Origin of the sequence: Streptomyces candidus, from assembly GCF_014207445.1 — a bacterium.
Taxonomy (GTDB): domain Bacteria; phylum Actinomycetota; class Actinomycetes; order Streptomycetales; family Streptomycetaceae; genus Streptomyces; species Streptomyces candidus.
The window spans coordinates 20,413-36,096 of record NZ_JACHEM010000027.1; the positions used below are offsets into that span (position 1 = coordinate 20,413).

A 15,684-nucleotide genomic window follows, 5' to 3' on the forward strand; every position below is an offset into this window, starting at 1 on the left:
TCAGCCCTCCAGCAGGGGTTCGTTCAACAGGGCCCTGCCGGTCCATACCCGCAGCAGGTCGGTCACGGGCGACATTACGTGTGCGGCGCGCGCGTCGCGCAGCATGCGGTGCAGGGGCGAATGCTCTCCGTAGCCGGCTCCGCCGACCAGGGTCAGGGCGTCGTTCACGGTGGCCTCGGCAGCGTCGGCGACCTCGGCCTTCGCCGAAGCCAGCCCCAGCAGTGCCTGGGAACCGCCGGCGTCCGCCTCGGCAGCGGCGTGATAAATCAGCCGCCTGGTGCGCTCCACCCGGGCCCACATCGTGCCCAGCCGGTGCTGGACGACCGGCTGGGCGGCAGCCGACCGCCCCGGACGGGCGCCCTTACGGCGCAGCAGATGGCCGCGGGCATCCTCCAATGCCGCTGCGGCGACCCCGAGGTAGGTGCCGGCCATGGCCATCAGGAAGTAAGGGGCGACAACGTTGAAGACGTACCAGATCTCATCACCCTCCTCGCCCAGCAGGCACTGGGAAGGGATCTCCACCCCGGGCAGTTCCAGGCCGCGTGAGGCGTTGCCGCGCATGCCGAATCCCTGCCAGGGCTCCTTCCACTGGAGCCCGGGGGTATCCGCGTCGACAACCGTGCAGGAGAACTGACCAGGCGCAGTACCCGGCCCGGCAGCGACGGCCGACAGCACGTAGGAGTCCGCGTGTCCCGCATTGGTCACGAAGCTCTTCGCCCCGCTCAGGCGCAACCGGTCAGGGCCACTGCGCTCCATACGTGTCTGGGGCAGCCAGAACTCGCCACCCGTCGCCGGTTCCGACAGCGCCAGCGTCGTCAGGTGCTCTCCAGCCGCGATCGGCTCCAGGTAATCCTTCTGATGACAGCGGTTGGCCTTGGCAGCGATTACCGCCGACCCCACCAGATGCATCCCGAAGCAGATGGACGTCGACGCACACCCCTTCCCGGTCACCTCCCCCACCTGCGCCACCGCCAGCAACCCGTGCCCCATACCCCCGGAATTCTCCGGGACCACGAGCCCGCCCAGACGCGACCGCAACGCCGCCATACCCTTCACCGGCCACCGCTGCTCCGTATCCACGCTGCCCGCATCGGGTGCCAGGACTTCTCCGCTGATCTCTTGCGCCAACGAGACCGCAGCCCCCAACTCCAACCGCCTCACCACTGCACCCGCTCCTTCAAACCGGTCAAGAGCATCGGCAGACCAGTCCACCGGCACTGTTGCCACACGGCAACAACCCCCCAGCCTAACGCTCACGTCAGCCGGGCTCCTCCACGTTCGCGAAGAAGGTGACGCTGCGCCCACGTAGTGCGGACGCACCTGGACGCCGGTGAGACGCTGCCCACCGAGCCGGGCGAGGTCCTGCGCCCAGGCAAAGACCTCGGGCGGTGGGTGACCTCGGTGCGGTAGGGGTGGGAAGGCAACGCGCGCACCGCCCGCACCACGAGGCCTCCCTCACCTCGATCCTTTACATCCTGCGCGGCCTCGTCCGCCATCGTCACCGAGCGGGTGGACTACATGCGGACCGCCGTCGCCATTGGCTGTCTTCGCCAACCCGACATGGAACTCCCCATGCCCGGGCTTGGCTTCGCGCGCAGAATCCGCGGCTCAGGAACACCGCCGCCAAACGCCCTGACCGCCCCAGCGACCTGCCTGCCCGGATCAGCCCACCGCGGAACCCGCCAGCAGGTCCGCGGGGATGCCGCCCTTGTCGGGTGCGTAGAAGTTCCTGATCTCGGCCTCCCAGGCCTCCACGGCGATGCGGTCGGCGTCATCGGGTCCGAGGGCCTCGAAGAGGGCGTCGATGTTCGGCGGGTCGAAGCCGACCCCGCGCAGCATGCCGGTGAAGACCGGACGGGCGACCCTGCCGCTGCCGTCGGTGTCTCCCATGCGGGCGAAGGACGCCGCGAACTCGCCGATCGCCCCCTCGAAGCGCTCCGGCGACAGGACGCACGCCTGGTACTCGTCGTAGGTGATCCGCCCGTCACGGTCGGCGTCGAGTTCACCGGCCAGGGTGTTCCAGTAGCGGGTGAAACCGGCGCGCATGGCGTTCTTGCGCGTCTCGTCGGCATCTGGCACAGCCGCGGCGACCCGGCTGCTCATCAAGTCGAAGTCCCCGGATTCCAGGACCCCGTTGCCGTCGGCGTCGAACAGGGTGAAGACGACCTTTACGCGGTTGACCGCTTCGTCACGCATGAATTCATACCTTTCGTCAGGCCGGACAGAGGAGCAGGACGACCGGGCCGTACCGACCGAGTCGGGTCGGGGCGTACCGGGTGAGCCACTGCAGGCGGCGGCCGTGCGGGGCGGAATCCCGTGTCTGCGGGCAAACCGCCGGGCCGTCGCGCTGTCACTATGCGGGCCTGGGCCTGCGATGTCCCAGAATGCGACCGGCTGATCAGCAGAAAGAGTGAACGCAGAGCCGGTCCGGGCCGGTGCTTCGTACGGAGCGCAAACCGTGGCCGTGCTTGGGGCCGTGGGACATAGGGAGCGAGATGCGCGTAGGAAGAACCGGAGTGCACGGCGCACTGAGAAGATGCGCAGCACTCCGTTCCGTCTCTGCGCGCCCTACCGGTGCTCACGGACGGCCCGCACGATGAGCACACCGCAAGATGCCCAAGTGACTCCGCACGCCACGCTCGGCTTCCCGGGTGACCGGCTGTGCGGGGAAAGGAGTGCGCTGTGTTGCTTCTCATCTCCCCGGACGGCGTCGAGGAGGCCCTCGACTGCGCGAAGGCGGCGCAGCACCTCGACATCGTGGACGTCAAGAAACCCGACGAGGGCTCACTCGGCGCGAACTTCCCCTGGGTCATCCGGGAAATCCGAGAGGCCGTTCCGGCGGACAAGCCGGTGTCGGCCACGGTGGGCGACGTGCCGTACAAGCCCGGCACCGTGGCTCAGGCGGCACTCGGCGCGGTGGTCTCCGGAGCCACGTACATCAAGGTCGGCCTCTATGGATGCACGACTCCCGAGCAGGCCATCGACGTCATGCGGGGGGTCGTCCGGGCGGTGAAGGACCATCGGCCGGACGCCTTCGTCGTCGCCTCCGGTTACGCCGACGCGCACCGGGTCGGCTGCGTCAACCCGCTCGCACTGCCCGACATCGCCCGGCGCTCCGGCTCGGACGCGGCCATGCTCGACACCGCCGTCAAGGACGGGACACGGCTGTTCGACCACCTGCCGCCGGAAACCTGTGAGGAGTTCGTACGGCGCGCCCACGAAACCGGCCTGCTCGCCGCTCTGGCGGGCAGTGTGCGGGTGGAGGACCTCGGTGCACTGACCCGGATCGGCACGGACATCGTGGGAGTGCGTGGGGCCGTCTGCGAAGGCGGCGACCGCAACGTGGGAAGGATCCGGCCGCACCTGGTGGCCGCCTTCCGCGCGGAGATGGACCGGCACGCCGCACAACACACAGTCGCCGTCACCACCGCGGGGTGACCGCCCCGATGGCCGCACAGCATCCCGGGCACCCATCGGGACACACGGCCGCGCCGCGATCCTCAGAGCGACGTCTCCCCAGGGGGATGTTCGCCGTTCTCGACCCGGCGACCGGGGAACCCTTCAGCGAGACCCTCGACCAGCAGCCGTACGAACTGGATGCCGTCGTCGCCAGGGCCCATGAGGCATGGCGTCACTGGCGTACCGACCCCGACGCCCGTACCGCCGCACTGCTCGCCGCAGCCGACGCCGTGGAGGCGGCCGCAGTCGACCTCGCCTCCTTACTCACTCGTGAACAGGGCAAACCCCTGGCCGAGTCGCACCACGAAGTCGCCCGTACGGCGGCCCGCCTGCGGTACTTCGCCAAGCCGCCCCCGCCCCCGCAGCTCATTGAGGACGGCCGGCCGGTACGCAGCGAGATCCGCTGGCGCTCCCTCGGGCCCGTCGCGGCGATCGTCCCGTGGAACTTCCCCCTCCAGCTCGCGTCTGCGAAGTTCGCGCCCGCGCTCGCCGCCGGCAACACGGTGGTACTCAAGCCCTCCCCCCACACACCTCTGGCCACCGGGCTTTTGGGGTCCGTGCTGTCCGCCGCCTTGCCGGAGGGCGTACTGACGATCGTCACCGGAGGGGAACTCCTCGGCGCCCGCCTCGCCGCACACCCCGGGATCCGCCATGTGACCTTCACCGGTTCGATGCCCACCGGCCGGGCCGTCGCGCGTGGCGCAGCCGACTCTCTCGCCCGCGTCACCCTGGAGCTGGGAGGCAACGACGCCGCCGTCCTGCTGGACGACGTGGAGGTGGAAAAGATCGCGGACCGGCTGTTCTGGTCGGCTTTCCGCAACTGCGGGCAGGTCTGCATGGCCGTCAAACGCGTCTACGCCCCAGCCCGGCTCTACTCCGACGTGGTCGAGGCGCTCGCCCAGCGCGCGAAGGACACAGTCGTCGGGGCAGGCCTCGACGCGGGCACGCAGCTGGGACCGGTCAACAACGCCCCCCAACTGGTCCGGGTCGAGGACTGCACGTCACACGCTCTGGCCGACGGCGCCCGGGCTGTGGCAGGGGGACGCCGACTGGACCGGCCGGGCTACTTCTTCGCCCCGACGATACTGGCGGACGTCTGCGCCGACAGCCCGGTGGTGACGGAGGAGCAGTTCGGGCCCGTGCTGCCGGTGCTGCCCTACCGAGACCTCGACGATGCCCTGGACGCGGCCAACGACACCCGCTTCGGGCTGGGCGGTTCGGTCTGGGGGACCGACCTCGACCGGGCGGAGGAGGCGGCCGGCCGGCTGGAGTGTGGAACGGCATGGATCAACCACCACGCCGAACTGTCCCTCGCCCAGCCCTTCGCCGGAACCAAGGACAGCGGAGTGGGGGTCGCGGGCGGCCCCTGGGGCCTCCACGGCAACCTCCGGCCCTTCGTCGTGCACCGCCCGCAGGAGGAACGACAGGAGGGACCGCGGTGAGATTCGGCGCGGCCGTACTGCGGACGTACGACGGCCCGTTCACCATCGAGGACGTGCTGCACACGGGACCGGCCGAAGGCGAAGTCCTCGTCAGGATCGCAGGCTGCGGAATGTGCCGCACCGACCTCGCGGTGCGGCACTCGGCGGGCCGCTCACCCCTGCCGGCGGTACTGGGCCACGAAGGCGCGGGAACCGTGGTGCAGACAGGCGGTCCGCACACCGGCCTCAGCAACGGCGACCACGTCGTACTCAGCTTCGACTCCTGCGGCCGCTGCCGCAATTGCATGGGCGCAGCGCCCTCCTACTGCGACTCCTTCGCCCCGCTCAATCTTCTCGGTGCGCGCACCGAAACCCCCGTACGGTTCACCGACCCGGCGGGAACCGCACTGGCCCCCCGCTGGTTCGGCCAGTCCTCGTTCGCCGCCTACGCGGTCGTCGAAGCCCGCAACGCGGTACGGGTCGACCCCTCCCTCCCCGTCGCACTGCTCGGCCCGCTGGGCTGCGGGTTCCTCACCGGCGCCGGAGCGGTCCTCAACACCTTCAGGGCCGGACCCGGCGACACCCTCGCGGTTTTCGGCGCGGGAGCGGTGGGCCTGGCCGCGGTCATGGCAGCCACTGCCTCCGGAGCGGTCACCGTGGCCATCGACCGGCACCCCGAGCGCCTGGCCCTGGCCGAACGTTTCGGCGCGACCGCGCTGCACGCCGAGACACCCCACCTGCCGACCCGTATCCGGAAACTGACCGACGGCGGCGCCCGCTACGCACTGGACACCACGGCCTCCGCCCCCCTGATCAACGACGCGCTCCAGTCCCTGCGTCCGACCGGCCACCTGGGGCTCGTGGCACGGCTGCACACCACCCTGCCCCTCCAACCGGGAGCGCTGGACCGCGGAAGGACCCTCTCCCACCTCTGTGAGGGGGACGCGGTGCCGGGACTGCTGATCCCGCGCCTCACCGCGCTGTGGCAGGCCGGACGCTTCCCGTTCGACCAGTTGATCCGCAAGTATCCGCTCGCCGACATCAACGACGCCGAACGGGACTGCGAAGCCGGCCGCGTGGTCAAACCCGTCCTCATCCCGCCGGACGGAGACGGATGACGAGGCGGCCCCGCGCCCCGCCCCCGGGATTTGTAACTGCCCGAGCTCTGCCCTACTCGCCAACGGAGGAAACGTGGTCAGTACAACCCCGAGCGACCCCGCGACGGAAGGCGTGGAAGGAGGTGTAGGGGCGACCGCCCTTCTGGTGGCCGCGGCACGTGCCATCGAGACCCACCGGCACGACTCCCTGGCCCGGGACACCTATGCGGAGCACTTCGTACGCGCCGCCCCGGCGTCTGCCGACTGGCCGGTGCGTCCGCACCAGGTTTCGGACGGGGACGCGAACCCGTTGTGGGGCCGGTTCGCCCGCTACTTCGGTCTGCGGACGAGGGTCCTCGACGACTTCCTCCTGCGCGCGGTGCACACCGGCGACGCCCGTCAAGTGGTACTTCTCGGGGCGGGACTGGACTCCCGGGCCTTCCGGCTCGACTGGCCTGCGGGCTGCGCGGTTTTCGAGGTCGAACGGGCAGGAGTGCTGGCGTTCAAGCACCAGGTGCTCGACGGGCTCTCGGCCGTCCCCAAGGCGACACGGGTACCCGTCGCGACCGATCTCCGTGACGACTGGGCGGCAGCACTCACCGACGCCGGACTCGACCCGACCGCACCAAGCGTCTGGCTGGCCGAGGGGTTGCTGTTCTACCTCCCACCCGCCGCCGAGACGTCCCTCATCGACACAGTGGACCGACTGACCACCGAAGGCAGCGCCTTGGCATTCGAGGTCAAACTCGAGAAGGACCTGCTCGCATACCGCGACAGCCCGCTCTACACCACGACGGCTCAGCAGATCGGCATCGACCTGCTCACCCTGTTCGACCCCGAGCCACGCCCCGACTCCGTGGGCCACCTCACCAGCCAGGGCTGGTCCGCGTCGGTCCACCACCCCTACGACTTCACCCGGCGCCACGGCCGCGGCCCCCTGCCCGAACAGAACGACGCCCTGGAAGGCAACCGATGGGTGTTCGCGCACAAACGCCGACCATGACGACGCGGCCGACCGGACGCCGCACCGCTGGCGCTGTTGCCGTAGGGCCTTCACTTTAGTCCGCAGTCCCGGTGACCACATGGAAGGACACGCTTTCGGGGCAGCCGTGGCAGGCCGGCCCGTGCCGTCCGCGACCGTCGCCCAGCCGCGCTCACCCGAGGTTCAACGCCGAAGGAGCGCGACCAACTCGAAGTCGCGCTCCGGCAACAGCCCGGCCGGCAACTCAAGGAATTCGACTCGGAAGGACTGTCCGTGCGCATCAAGCAGCCGTGCGCGTCAAGCACCGGAGGAGAAGCTTCGCCGTCCGCGGCCTCCTCCTCCCCACCTCGGCGGCCCGCGGCACCGTGGCGACATCGAGCAGTACTTCGACGCGAAAGGCACCACCGCGATCGCTGGCACGCCCGGTACCTATGTCAGCGACGAACAAGGAAACCGACCATTTCCTCGGGACACTGGTGCTCGACCGTCGCGCCGCAGGCCTGCCCGGTCGCCTGGAGCGCCGGCTGGCTGGGGCGTGGCCGAGGTGTTACGGATCGGGCTTGAGTACCGGTCCGAGGCCTGGTGTGTGCGAACGATGCGATTGCGGGCCGCTAACGTGTGGTGACTATGGGCATGAACTGTGCTGCTACTGGCCGCCACTTCAGTTGCCGTCGTGCTGCTGTCAGTTCCGGTACCGGTCCATGCAGCCCCGGCGCTCAGGCCGCACCTGTGCGAGGAGGGCAAGCCTGATTCACGCGGCAGGTCGTCGGTGGACGGTACGGAGCTGGCCTGGGACGGCAGCACGAAGTTCGATGACGCGCGTCGACACGCGGCGAAGGTCTGGACGGCGGGCACCCTCAAGCAGGTGAGGATCAAACCGGACGGGGCGACGAGCTATGCGGACGTGGAGTGGAAGGACACCCACCAGACGGGCGGCGGGTGGCTGCAGGTCTACGGCAGGTGGGACCCCAACCCCGGCACGGACTACCTCTGGATGAACGGGGCCTACCTGGATAAGGGGAAATCGCTGGGCACCGACACCCACCGCGGACAGGTCGCCGCCCACGAGCTCGGGCACGCCCTCGGGTTCTGCCACAAGGCCTACGGAACCGGCCGTTACCCCTCGCTGATGTACCGGGTCTACGACTCGATCGCAGCCAAGAAGATCAACGCGCCGACCACGGTCGACATCAAGGGCTACCACGCACTGTGGGGATGAACATGAACAGAAAAACCGCTGCCCTGGCAGCAGGCGGCATGGCGGCCGCAGCACTCGCAGCGGGCGGCTGGGCCGGATACCAGCACCTGGAAGAACAGGCCGGCTCCGGGCACGTGCTGCGGGGCTACGACGCCACGAACCCGGACAGCACTGCACCACTGGCCCAGCACATCTTCACCGGCAAGGTGCTGGCATTCGAGGAACGCAGGGAACTTGACCACCTCGCCACCGACATCTACCGGGTCGACGTGACGTCAGTCCTGCGCGGCGACGTACGCGGCACGGTGCGCGTCACCTTCGCCCCGGACGAAGAACCCGTCCAGCGGCTAATCGATGGCACCACGTACGTCTTCGCGACCCAGGCACGACAGGACACCGTCAAGGACGGCCAGGCCCTGCTGATTCAGGGCGAGATGAAACCCGCGGACGGAACACAGCTGACCGCCTGGAAGAAGGCTGCCGCCCTCCCCGTACAGCAACAGCAGTGACCAAGGGCGCCGCAGTGCCGTGACGTCCCGCTCCTACCCCTCACTTGGCCGCTCCAAGGCACAATCGATGTGTCTCCGCCCAGTTGGTGCACATCCCTACAGGCGTGGGCCCTCGTGGACGGGTCATGACAGGCGGGTGTATCGGCGCGGAAATACTGCCGGTGGGAACAGTCGAAGTGTTCTTGGACCTGAGCGTTCCCGGGCCGCTGGCCGCCCGACTGCCCGACGCGCGTCAGGGTGTTGGCGTCTCCCGTGGCTGCTTGGCGAGCAGCTGCGAGACCCGTTGGGGCGAAACGCCCAGGACTTCGGCGATATCACGTCCCGTCAGACCGTGGCCGCGGAGTGCTGCGGCTGTGCGCCGAAGTTCCGCCGCCGCCTGGAGTTGTGCCTTGTGCGCGTCGACGGTTGCCTGCGTGGCGGCCTTGACTCGTTCATTGAGCTCGGAGCCCAGGTCAACCTGCAACTGGACGCCGTGTTCGGCACCCGGCACCTGCGCGGCTTGCATGAGCCTGCGCCCGGTCTCGACCGCACCGTTCAGCCGGCCCACGTAGGCCGACTCGAGCCCCTCCATCTCCAGCATCCAGCCGGTGTCGACCCAATGGGCCACGATCCGCGGCAAGTCCATTCCCAACCCCCTTCTCGGCACGAGCTTAGAGACTAGACCCCCTAGACAAAATAGTCCAGGGGGCCTAGATGTTATTCGGAGACCGCCCCCGCGACCGTGCGGTGGTACGACAGCATCCGAACCGCCCGCGCGTCCCCGCAGCACCGGCCCAGCGACGACGCCAGCAGCTCCGAACGCACCCATCCGCCCGCCCGCCCGCGCTCTGCCACGGCTCTTGCAGCCGTCCCGAGTCGGCCTTGGCGACCAGCACCTGACCTGGCGCCAACCATCGGTCACGTTGGGCTGTCCCGGCCCCTGCGTGTATGCCACCGGCCCGTGGAGCCATCGTCGACAGCTCCGCCGCGGCACTCGTCAGCCGCCCCTCACTGTCCCGGCTCAACGCGTCATCAGCCGCGGTGTCGCCGTCATCGCCGGTGGAACGCCGACGCCCACTGCTGCGAGCTGATCGGCCCTCACTGACGCAGAAAGGCATCCCCGCAGGGCCGCCCCTTTGCGCTTTCTGGGGTGTCGTTGCAGCGACGTCCCAGGTCCATCCCATTGGTTCCGCGCCCGGACCAGCATCCGAACGTGCAGAGCACCGCCGGACGCGTGGTGGCGCCCCGTGGGCCTACGAGAAAGAGTCTGCACCTTGGCCTGCTTGTTCAGCTGCTTGCAGCCTTGCGACCGGACGACCCCGTACCCGCCCGGACAGACGTCCCCAGGCTTAGAGGTCATCTCATTTGGTTAACTCGGTATCCTGTGGGTCATGGTGGGGATCGTTGAGCGGCTGGTGCCGGACGAGTTGTGGGAGTTGTTCCAGCGGGTGGTGCCGGAGGCGCCGTCGCGGCCGCAGGGTGGTGGTCGACGTCGGCATGGTGATCGGGAGGTGCTGGCCGCGATCGTGTTCGTGGCTACGTCGGGTTGTACCTGGCAGCAGCTGCCTTCCGCGTCGTTCGGCCCGTCCGGAGCGACGGCCCATCGAAGGTTCTCCGAGTGGTCGAAAGCCAGGGTGTGGGCCAAGCTCCACTGCCTGGTCCTCGACGAACTCGGTGCCCGTGGCGAGCTGGACTGGTCGCGGTGCGCGATCGACTCGGTGAACATGCGTGCCCTGAAAAGGGGGACCTGACGGGTCCGAATCCTGTGGACAGGGGCAAGTACGGCTCGAAGATCCACCTGGTCACGGAACGATCGGGTCTGCCCATATCCGTCGGTATCTCCGGGGCCAACCTTCACGACAGTCAGGCTCTGATTCCCCTCGTGAAGGGCATCCCGCCGATCCGCTCGCGCCGCGGACGGCGACGGCGCAAGCCCGGCAAGCTCCACGCCGACAAGGGCTACGACTACGCTCACCTGCGGCGATGGTTACGCGACCGAGGCATCACCCACCGCATCGCCCGCACGGGAATCGAGTCCTCGCAACGGCTGGGCCGCCACCGCTGGACCGTGGAACGCACCATGGCCTGGCTCGCCGGCTGCCGCCGCCTCCACCGACGCTACGAACGCAAAGCCGACCACTTCCTCGCCTTCACCAGTATCGCCTGCACCCTCATCTGCTACCGCAGACTCGCCAAATGAGATGATTTCTAAGAAGTCGCCGGGGGGCGCGGAGCAGGCGCGCATACCTGCGTGCAGCCGATCGTGTGTCACGGCAGGATGAGTGGATGGAACAACCACTTCACGTGCCAGAACTCACTGCTGGGGGGTTCAGTCTTCGGCCGTGGCGTCTTACGGATCTTCGACTAGTCCGCGAGGCGTCCGAGGACGACTACATTCCGTTGATCACAACCGTGCCGTCGCCCTACTCAGAGTTGGCAGCTGTCGCCTTCATCGAGCGGCAATGGGGCCGGGCGTCCGCGAGGACGGGCTATCCGTTCGTCGTCGTGAGCCCTGATGGCCGGCCGGTCGGCAATGTGGGGCTTTGGCTACGTGACTTGGAGCAGGGGCGGGCATCGTTGGGCTATTGGGTCGCCGAGTCGGCGCGTGGGCAGGGGGCGGCCGTGGCGGCGGTCAGTGCCGTCACTGACTGGGCGTTGAGCGAACTAGGCATTCCTCGGCTGGAGCTGTATGTCGAGCCGTGGAACACGGGTTCCGTGCGTACTGCTGAGCGCGCGGGATTCCAGCGCGAGGGGCTGCTGCGGGGCTGGCAACAGGTGGGGGCCGACCGGCGGGACATGTTCATGTATGCACTGTTGAACGGCGAACGGTGATGCTGTTGGTCCTGCCTGCTGTGCAGGCCGACAGGACCGGCGCGATGGGCGAAGGTGGGCGCTGATTCGGCAGGCCTTGGCCGCCTCCTCGGCTCGGGCGCGGGTGCTGGCGAGGCGTTAGGAGTCGGTGCCGGTGCCGATGATGGTGCTACGGCTGAGCCGCATTCGAACCACTTTGCAAATTGATCCCGTTTCAATAGCACTCGGCCTCACGATCTGCTGCCTATGGAACCGTATTGCGCAGGTCGGGGCGGTTCCGTGGCAGTCCGAAACCTGCCATCTCCTTCTCCTCGTAGGGCAGGAAACCCAGGCTCCGATAGAACGCGTGGTTGCGGCTTCCCTCTGGTGACGACTCATGATCCGTGGACAGAAGGGAGAATCGGCAGTGGGAGTACCGCTGCATCACATGCTCGACCAGCGCGCGGCCAACACCCGGCCTGTTGTTCGCCGGATTGACCACGACGTCCTGGACGTAACAGATGTGCTCGTCGTCGGAGACGGTCCGGGCCAGTCCGAGGAGCGTTCCCGATCCGTCTCATGCGGTGATGACGAGGTGAGAGTTCACGAGCCCGCGACAGAGCTTGTCGACGTCGCGGGTGTATCCCCCCCCAGCCGACCGAGTCGTAGAGGTTCAGCATCTCCACAGGATCGAAAACTCCCTCTTCTGCTATGAACATGTCGACCCCCTACGCGCTGGTGCCGCTTCTCACCAGCAACTCGACACCACACACGTCAGGTACGTCAAGATCGATTGGTACCGGCTCCGGCCACCTCTCGCTGGCCCTCAGCTCATGGACGGATACCGGGGACAACGGACAGGCCATGCAACGGTCTACGAGACCCTCACGTGCGAACACCGGGCTGTCGCGCCGGGACGGCTCCCCAAGATCTGTGCCAGAACCCGGTTCTCATGAACAGAGCCAGCCAAGTCAGTTCCGGGGTGCGCTTGAGCAGCTCCGGCGACGTCATCTCCAGGACGGTTCCCCTCCGAACGGGCCGCGCGGCCACTACGCCCGGCCTGTTGACCACACCCTCCACGCCGCCCGCACTGCGGGTCCGGCCACCATCCCGGGCCGGGCCCGAAGCCCCGGCCGCGAGCGGTTGAGCCTGCCGCCACGATCAGGAGTCCGCGTGTGCGCCCGGGCCCGGTCCATGGCATGGGGTCGGGCACACACATCGCCTTTGCGGTGTCCTAGTCGGCGGGTTCCGGTGGAATGCGGGTGGTGAGCTGCTGGGCAAACCAGTGCGCTTCCTCGGCGAGTTCGTCGTCCTCGGCAGCGATGACCTGCAGCAGACGCAGCAGGTCATGGCTTTCAGAGAGGGTGAGCAAGGGCAGCAGCGGACCGGCGTTCTCTGCAGCACCGTGCGCGGGTGGAGTGGTCTGGGGGAGAGTCATGACCTCCACAACGCCTACAGCGGTGCCCGGATACGCACCGGTACGCCAACGGAGTCCCCAGGGAGATCCCGCACACCCCCTGGGCGCCTGGGCGCCCCGGTGGAAGGCACGGCCGTTGTCGGACCCTGTCCGTAGCCTTGGCTGGAGTACCTGAGACAGGAGCGCACGTGGCCCGCAAGCGCTGCGGTCACCCGAGGGCACGGGCACTGACCGGGGCCGCGCCCCAAACGGGGGTGCCTCTATGTTCTTCGTCAAGGGGTGGGCAGCTTCTGCCCGGGGTTCGATCTTCTCTGTGAGGCATGAGACTGTCTGGTCGTGCCAGAGATGACGAGTGGGTTGGAGGAGGCCTTGGCCGGGGCGTCGTCTCCTTCGCGGACGCAACGTGTTCGTGCCGGGCGTGACCTTGCTTCCTTCGCTGATGTTCCTGAGGCTGCGGAAACGCTGGTGGGACTGCTGCTGGACGTCGAGGACACGGCGGTGACCCGGCAGACGGCAGCGGCCCTGGCCCGGGTGGGGACCGTGACCGCCATAAGGCTTATCGCTCTCGCGGTTTCCGAGGCTGACGACAACCAGGCCGACTGGCTGCAGACCGGGGTGCATGACGCGCTCGTGGGACTGGGCGGTGGGCCGGACGTCGCAGCGGCCTGCGGGAAGCTCGCCCGGGATCCGGAAGAAGCTGTCCGTCGGGGGGCCGCGGATATCTCGGCATGGGCAGACGACACAAGGTGTTGATCTGCATCGACCTGCCTGTGGGCTGGGTGGTCATGCAGCCGTTGCCTGGGGGACGCGGGATTCGTAGAAGGTGCCGTCGCGGAGCATGGCGAACAGGACGCTGATGCGTTGGCGGGCGAGACGGAGGAGGGCCTGGGTGTGGGTCTTTCCCCGGGCTCGGCATTTGTCGTAGTAGGTGCGGGAGGCGGGGTCGTGCAGGGCGGTGAACGCGGAGAGGAACATTGCGCGTTTGAGCTGCCTGTTCCCCCCGCGTGGTGCGTGTTTGCCGTGGATAGAGGTCCCCGACGATCTCGCGGCTGGGGCGAGGCCGGCGTAGGAGGCCAGATGGGCGGCGGTGGGGAGGCCGGTGCCGTCGCCGACGGAGAAAATCCAATCCATTCTAAAATGCTCTCGTGCACTGGAAGAATAAGCACAAGCCGGAATTTCCAGATCTGAAGAACGCCAAGCAGGACGTGGAGTTGGCACACTTGTATCGTTCCGTGCTCGACCCGGCAAAGCCCCCCAAGGGATTCCGGGTTTGGGGGCGCCAGGACAGAGCGGGAAATTAACGGCTACGTCGTGTATGAGAAGAACACTAATACTCTCATCTCCTACGATGGCAACAAGACCCCGAAGGCGATGCATAAACCTGCTCCGAAGTCTGACCAGAACAAGTACAGCTATGATCCCGAGGTCCATCTTACGCTGGACGACTACCTCAAGGCCCAAGGGTAAGTCGAAAGTTGCTGCAGACCGCATCACGAGAGGCGACGAAGGTGCCGGAAGTACAGATGCCACCAGGGCCGGATGAGGAAGAGATCTGCCGCGTATGTGGATACGGTGGGGGACTTACCTGGGAAGGTGGTTGGCCTACCGGAGAAATCTGCGGATGTTGCGGAAACGAGTCTGATCTCAATGACATCAGCGTCGAAAGTGTGCGGTCCTGGCCGCCGACGCCCGCACCCGGGGAAAGACGTTGCCCAGTGGTGAGACCGCCTGATATGTCACGGGAGCGGTGTCATGGAGTTCCGGGAACGTGTAGATGTTTGCTTCGGGACTACTGGTGTGCTGCGCACGACCACGGTTCGAGCCGCGGGGCCGCTCCGCGTTGCCGGAGGCAGCAGTCAGGATGGCGGTCATGACAGACGGAACAACCTGGATTGCTACCCCTCAGTCCATCGCTTTCGGGGGCTACCACGTGGTACTCGCCCGCGGGCTGTTGCCGGAGGAACTCGCCGGCCGCCTCGCCGCGACCGTGCTGCACGGCACCGGGCACATCGCTGTGGCAGCCGGGGAGCACACCGGAGAGTCCCTTCTGGAGCTCATGGACGACACCTACGGCGACCCCTTCGACGGCATCGGCCTGCGACTCGGACGTGCCGGGGAGTGGACGTACGCAGTCGCATACGGCGGTTGGCCAGGCGAGTTCGGCCCGCTGGCACCGGTCTCGCGAGACGGCGCGCACGTCTGCCTCCGGGAGTACGAGGAGGAGAACGGCAAGCCGGTCCCACCGCACTTCGAGTACTTCCACGACGGCCGCCTGCTGAGCGCCTGCAACCTGTACCTGGACGCCTCATGGGGCTACCAGGGGGTCGACGGCGGCCCCGCGACGGCCCTCCGCCTTCAGGAACTGCTCACCGCTGCCGGCCTCCCGGACCCGGAGCGGGACGAAAGGGAGGTACACCGCACCGCGCTGGGCATCGTCGAGGGGTTCTTCGGGCTTTCACTGCCGCAGGACTCGATCGTGAGCGGCACTCTGCCAGCGGTCCTGTTGGAACCTGCGTAGTCCAGGGCCAGGTGGCAAGCTGCGGCCAAAGAGTGTTCGCACTTCTCGGTTCTGGTTCAGAAAAGCGAGCCAGAACCACTGGACATCGGCGAAGCCTCGTGGTGAAGTCCCTGGCCACGGCAGGGTTCGCAGGGCGCCCGGACTCTGGCCGTTGATCTATTTGATGGTCCTCCGCTCTGTGCTGAAAGTGGGTCCGGGCCTCGGTCCGCCGCAGTTGCGCCGCGTGCCCCTGCCCCGCAGAGTCGCCCCAGCACCGCGCCACCCCGCCCACGCCCGCAGATCCGGACGGGGGCGCTGCTTTGGGTCACGCAACG

14 protein-coding genes and 2 pseudogenes are annotated in these 15,684 nt (G+C 67.9%); 10 read left to right on the forward strand and 6 right to left on the reverse strand.

What is annotated here, in order from left to right; genetic code table 11:
* Together HNQ79_RS30625 and HNQ79_RS30630 are read right to left on the reverse strand one after the other, a co-directional pair.
* Positions 1-1,161: an acyl-CoA dehydrogenase family protein gene (locus HNQ79_RS30625; protein ID WP_221508318.1), complete on the reverse strand. Its 1,161-nt coding sequence runs from the start codon at positions 1,159-1,161 to the stop codon at positions 1-3.
* Between the two features lie 501 nt (positions 1,162-1,662).
* The gene (locus HNQ79_RS30630; protein ID WP_185036244.1) at positions 1,663-2,196 is read right to left on the reverse strand and encodes an EF-hand domain-containing protein; all 534 of its coding nucleotides are present in this window, start codon (positions 2,194-2,196) and stop codon (positions 1,663-1,665) included.
* Positions 2,197-2,682: 486 nt separating this feature from the next.
* On the opposite strand from HNQ79_RS30630, the gene HNQ79_RS30635 reads away from it, so the two are divergent.
* The 6 genes from HNQ79_RS30635 to HNQ79_RS30660 all read left to right on the forward strand — a co-directional run bounded on the left by HNQ79_RS30635 (position 2,683) and on the right by HNQ79_RS30660 (position 8,666).
* Positions 2,683-3,438, forward strand: coding sequence for a (5-formylfuran-3-yl)methyl phosphate synthase (locus HNQ79_RS30635; protein WP_185036245.1), 756 nt, complete (start codon positions 2,683-2,685; stop codon positions 3,436-3,438).
* Between the two features lie 86 nt (positions 3,439-3,524).
* Positions 3,525-4,901, forward strand: coding sequence for an aldehyde dehydrogenase family protein (locus HNQ79_RS30640; RefSeq protein ID WP_185036246.1), 1,377 nt, complete (start codon positions 3,525-3,527; stop codon positions 4,899-4,901).
* Positions 4,898-5,998 (forward strand): NAD(P)-dependent alcohol dehydrogenase, encoded by a 1,101-nt coding sequence (locus HNQ79_RS30645; protein WP_185036247.1) that lies wholly within the window; start codon positions 4,898-4,900, stop codon positions 5,996-5,998. The genes HNQ79_RS30640 and HNQ79_RS30645 overlap by 4 nt, the downstream gene beginning before the upstream one ends.
* 73 nt (positions 5,999-6,071) lie before the next feature.
* Positions 6,072-6,980, forward strand: coding sequence for a class I SAM-dependent methyltransferase (locus HNQ79_RS30650; protein WP_185036248.1), 909 nt, complete (start codon positions 6,072-6,074; stop codon positions 6,978-6,980).
* Between the two features lie 652 nt (positions 6,981-7,632).
* A complete protein-coding gene (locus HNQ79_RS30655) occupies positions 7,633-8,178 on the forward strand; it encodes a matrixin family metalloprotease (protein WP_185036249.1) in 546 nt (181 codons plus the stop codon).
* A 2-nt stretch (positions 8,179-8,180) separates the two neighbouring features.
* Positions 8,181-8,666 (forward strand): hypothetical protein, encoded by a 486-nt coding sequence (locus tag HNQ79_RS30660; RefSeq protein ID WP_185036250.1) that lies wholly within the window; start codon positions 8,181-8,183, stop codon positions 8,664-8,666.
* Between the two features lie 232 nt (positions 8,667-8,898).
* Here the strand turns inward: HNQ79_RS30660 and HNQ79_RS30665 are convergent, their stop codons facing one another.
* Positions 8,899-9,291: a sigma-70 family RNA polymerase sigma factor gene (locus HNQ79_RS30665; RefSeq protein WP_185036251.1), complete on the reverse strand. Its 393-nt coding sequence runs from the start codon at positions 9,289-9,291 to the stop codon at positions 8,899-8,901.
* A gap of 745 nt (positions 9,292-10,036) precedes the next feature.
* Here HNQ79_RS30665 and HNQ79_RS30670 point away from each other — a divergent pair.
* Positions 10,037-10,845, forward strand: a protein-coding gene (locus tag HNQ79_RS30670) for an IS5 family transposase (protein ID WP_221508319.1) whose coding sequence is annotated in 2 segments (ribosomal slippage) — positions 10,037-10,385 and positions 10,385-10,845 — 810 coding nt in all. Because the reading frame shifts where the segments join, the coding sequence is not laid out codon by codon here.
* Between the two features lie 86 nt (positions 10,846-10,931).
* Positions 10,932-11,477: a GNAT family N-acetyltransferase gene (locus tag HNQ79_RS30675; RefSeq protein ID WP_185036253.1), complete on the forward strand. Its 546-nt coding sequence runs from the start codon at positions 10,932-10,934 to the stop codon at positions 11,475-11,477.
* A gap of 223 nt (positions 11,478-11,700) precedes the next feature.
* Here HNQ79_RS30675 and HNQ79_RS34870 read toward each other — a convergent pair.
* Positions 11,701-11,991: pseudogene (locus tag HNQ79_RS34870) on the reverse strand (GNAT family N-acetyltransferase); the annotation flags it as partial.
* Positions 11,992-12,669: 678 nt separating this feature from the next.
* On the reverse strand, positions 12,670-12,873 hold the full coding sequence (locus tag HNQ79_RS30685) for a DUF6417 family protein (protein WP_185036254.1): 204 nt from the start codon (positions 12,871-12,873) through the stop codon (positions 12,670-12,672).
* A 324-nt stretch (positions 12,874-13,197) separates the two neighbouring features.
* Between HNQ79_RS30685 and HNQ79_RS30690 the strand changes: the two genes are divergently transcribed.
* Positions 13,198-13,605 (forward strand): hypothetical protein, encoded by a 408-nt coding sequence (locus HNQ79_RS30690; protein ID WP_229923508.1) that lies wholly within the window; start codon positions 13,198-13,200, stop codon positions 13,603-13,605.
* Positions 13,606-13,635: 30 nt separating this feature from the next.
* Here the strand turns inward: HNQ79_RS30690 and HNQ79_RS30695 are convergent.
* A pseudogene (locus tag HNQ79_RS30695) lies at positions 13,636-13,968 on the reverse strand (transposase); the annotation flags it as partial.
* Between the two features lie 754 nt (positions 13,969-14,722).
* Between HNQ79_RS30695 and HNQ79_RS30700 the strand changes: the two are divergent.
* A complete protein-coding gene (locus HNQ79_RS30700; protein ID WP_185036255.1) occupies positions 14,723-15,370 on the forward strand; it encodes a DUF6461 domain-containing protein in 648 nt (215 codons plus the stop codon).
* Positions 15,371-15,684: the final 314 nt, after the last annotated feature.

Excerpts from the sequence above, each read along its gene's own strand:
- HNQ79_RS30630 (WP_185036244.1), bottom strand. The coding sequence starts at position 2,196 with ATGCGTGACGAAGCGGTCAACCGCGTAAAGGTCGTCTTCACCCTGTTC.
- HNQ79_RS30640 (WP_185036246.1), top strand. The coding sequence starts at position 3,525 with ATGTTCGCCGTTCTCGACCCGGCGACCGGGGAACCCTTCAGCGAGACC.
- HNQ79_RS30660 (WP_185036250.1), top strand. The coding sequence starts at position 8,181 with ATGAACAGAAAAACCGCTGCCCTGGCAGCAGGCGGCATGGCGGCCGCA.
- HNQ79_RS30665 (WP_185036251.1), bottom strand. The coding sequence starts at position 9,291 with ATGGACTTGCCGCGGATCGTGGCCCATTGGGTCGACACCGGCTGGATG.
- HNQ79_RS30675 (WP_185036253.1), top strand. The coding sequence starts at position 10,932 with ATGGAACAACCACTTCACGTGCCAGAACTCACTGCTGGGGGGTTCAGT.
- HNQ79_RS30685 (WP_185036254.1), bottom strand. The coding sequence starts at position 12,873 with ATGACTCTCCCCCAGACCACTCCACCCGCGCACGGTGCTGCAGAGAAC.
- HNQ79_RS30690 (WP_229923508.1), top strand. The coding sequence starts at position 13,198 with ATGACGAGTGGGTTGGAGGAGGCCTTGGCCGGGGCGTCGTCTCCTTCG.
- HNQ79_RS30700 (WP_185036255.1), top strand. The coding sequence starts at position 14,723 with ATGACAGACGGAACAACCTGGATTGCTACCCCTCAGTCCATCGCTTTC.